2 protein-coding genes are annotated in these 2,365 nt (G+C 39.3%); one reads left to right on the top strand and one right to left on the bottom strand.

Features of this window, described 5'->3' with window-relative positions:
* Positions 1 to 435 precede the first annotated feature (435 nt).
* Positions 436 to 1,299: a LysR family transcriptional regulator gene (locus tag EAG18_RS21915; protein ID WP_125254464.1), complete on the bottom strand. Its 864-nt coding sequence runs from the start codon at positions 1,297 to 1,299 to the stop codon at positions 436 to 438.
* A 106-nt stretch (positions 1,300 to 1,405) separates the two neighbouring features.
* Here EAG18_RS21915 and EAG18_RS21910 point away from each other — a divergent pair, with 106 nt between their 5' ends.
* The gene (locus tag EAG18_RS21910; protein WP_125254463.1) at positions 1,406 to 2,083 is read left to right on the top strand and encodes an NAD(P)H-dependent oxidoreductase; all 678 of its coding nucleotides are present in this window, start codon (positions 1,406 to 1,408) and stop codon (positions 2,081 to 2,083) included.
* Positions 2,084 to 2,365 lie beyond the last annotated feature (282 nt).

Genomic DNA, 2,365 nt, shown 5'->3' with positions numbered 1-2,365 from the left:
GTCTATTTTTGAGGCGAGAAAATCTTGTCGATAACCCCGCTAACGCGTCCTGCTATCGCCAAGGTACCTACATCCGTGTAGGCAAGGAAAAAATTTTGCTATTTRGTTGTTCTAAATAAGAAATTTTTAACGCAGTTAGCGTCAGGTTTACTCCTTCAAATTGAGCAAGTATTAAGTCAAATTGGTATTAACTAAGGTCCCATGATATTTTGTAAGTTGATACATTTTTAAGCGCGACTAACTGTTTATCCCTATTCCAACTTAAGTATAGAACAAAAACCAAAACAACATTTTTATGTTTTCTTGGCTAAAATCACACCTATAAGATCAAAAAGGTACGCGCTAATTCTCTCTCGAGGCAGTTTGGGCTATTTGGTGTAAATCCGTTGGGTTTCGTCTGTGGACGTCCTGCCGTAACCAATGTACACAAAGAGATTAACAAGTACGCCCTAGTTCTCTTTCGAGCCAGTTTGAAAATTGATGTAATTCTGATGAATTTCGACGGTGAGCTGTCTTTCTTGACCAATAGCTGTATCCCACAAAGCTCGATATATTTTCATATTGCTTTAACCAGCCAGATTCAACCGCAGATCTAGCCAGCACATTGCTTACTAAGGCAACCCCTTGTCCGGCCAGTGCGGCTTGCAACACAAAGTGCTCTTGTTCAAAGTACTGAACTTCATATAAATTTTCATCTACATGGTTTTTCCAAGGAATATTTTTTAACCCCTCGTCATCACGCCAATGTGTGACAAAGAGTACCGGCTTTCTGCCAACCGGTGGTTGATAATTTAAACTACAATAACCGCCTATTTGTTCTGTGACCAAACATGTTTCTTCGGCGTTAGACTGACTATGCCCATAACGAAGTGCGATATCTATATGCTTATCTTCATTTAAGTTTATGAGTTTATCACTTGCACAAATCACCACCTTTTGGTGCGGAAATAAACTCGTAATGATGCCCATCTTTGGCGCTAGCCACAACGCAGCAAATGAATTACAGCATGAAATAAGCAAGTCCTGCTGGTGAGGACTAAACTCAACAAACGCATTGTCCAATGTATTTAGCGTATCAAAGCACGTTTTGGCCAGTGCTTGACCTTGAGCCGTTAACTTTATTGCACGAGTATGGCGTTCAAATAGTGGTACTCTCAAATGAGATTCAAGGGCCTTGATCTGATGTGATACCGCGGTCGGCGTAACATTGAGTACTTTCGCAGCTTCTTTGAAACTCATAAGATGAGCAGCTATAGCAAAAGTTTTAACGTTGTTTAGAGACGGTAAATTTTTAAGCATAACGAACCTATAGTTAAGTTAACCTCATCTATCCAATTGATCTTCTCATTTGTTAAAAAGCTTTATTAACAAGAGAATAAGCTTAATTAATAAATGGAGATAACTAATGAAAAACATTCTATACATAAGTTCAAGTGCAAGAAAGTATAATGACCATAATCCACAACATCAGTCTATTTCACGGATGCTGGGCGAACATTTTTTAAATGAGCTATCGGCTGATCTGCTAGATGTAGAGGTAGTGCATCGAGATCTCTCGATTCATCAACCCGCCTTTATCGACGAAGCCTTTCTTGCTGCTGCATTCGAAAAGCATAGCTTGAGTGAGGAGCAACAACAGATCCTTGCGGCATCAGATCTAGCTATAAAAGAAGTCAAAGATGCAGATGTTATTGTAATTTCAAGCCCTATGTACAACTATGGTATGCCCGCTGTATTGAAGGCATGGTTTGATCTGGTCATTAGGGTCAACCAGACTTTTAGCTTTGATTTAGCCAGGGGGGACAAGCCGCTATTACCAATACTCTCAGGTAAGTCAGTCGTCTTGTTAGCATCATGGGGAGAGTGCGAGTTTAAAAAAGGAGGAACACAGCACCATTTAAACCATTTAAGCAGTCATATAGAGCAACTTTCTCCTTACCTAGGTGCTGACAATTTTTACGAAATTGCATCTGAGTATCAAGAGTTTAACGACCAAAGGCATCAAGACTCTAAGCAAAAAGCAATTGAGGATACCATTGAGCTTGCGAAGTTATTAAAAGCAAAACACGTGACAGGTCATTAACCTGTGATCAGACCAAACAATAAGCTAACACATTGTTTTTATGTAATAAAGTTTGCTCAGTTAGTTTCTTAAAACTAAGCATGTACTAAGACAATTTCAGTGTGATAAAAGTAAAGCGTACATAAGATGAATAAGTGTGATTACCAAGGGATACTGACGGTATAAGTACCAAGCGATTTTGACGTAATCACACTATCAATGTTGCCGAGTTTCGGCAAGTTTTGCTAACCGTAACGCAGTAGTATTCATATTTTCTCTTAGCCAGATATTGCGAACGCCGCT

It is taken from the genome of Pseudoalteromonas sp. J010 (genome assembly GCF_003934235.1).
GTDB classification, from domain to species: domain Bacteria; phylum Pseudomonadota; class Gammaproteobacteria; order Enterobacterales; family Alteromonadaceae; genus Pseudoalteromonas; species Pseudoalteromonas peptidolytica.
This window is presented reverse-complemented; position numbering and strand designations above follow the sequence as displayed.

What these genes read in the sequence shown, in the direction of transcription:
- EAG18_RS21910 (WP_125254463.1), top strand. Translation starts at nt 1,406, where the DNA reads ATGAAAAACATTCTATACATAAGTTCAAGTGCAAGAAAGTATAATGAC.
- EAG18_RS21915 (WP_125254464.1), bottom strand. Translation starts at nt 1,299, where the DNA reads ATGCTTAAAAATTTACCGTCTCTAAACAACGTTAAAACTTTTGCTATA.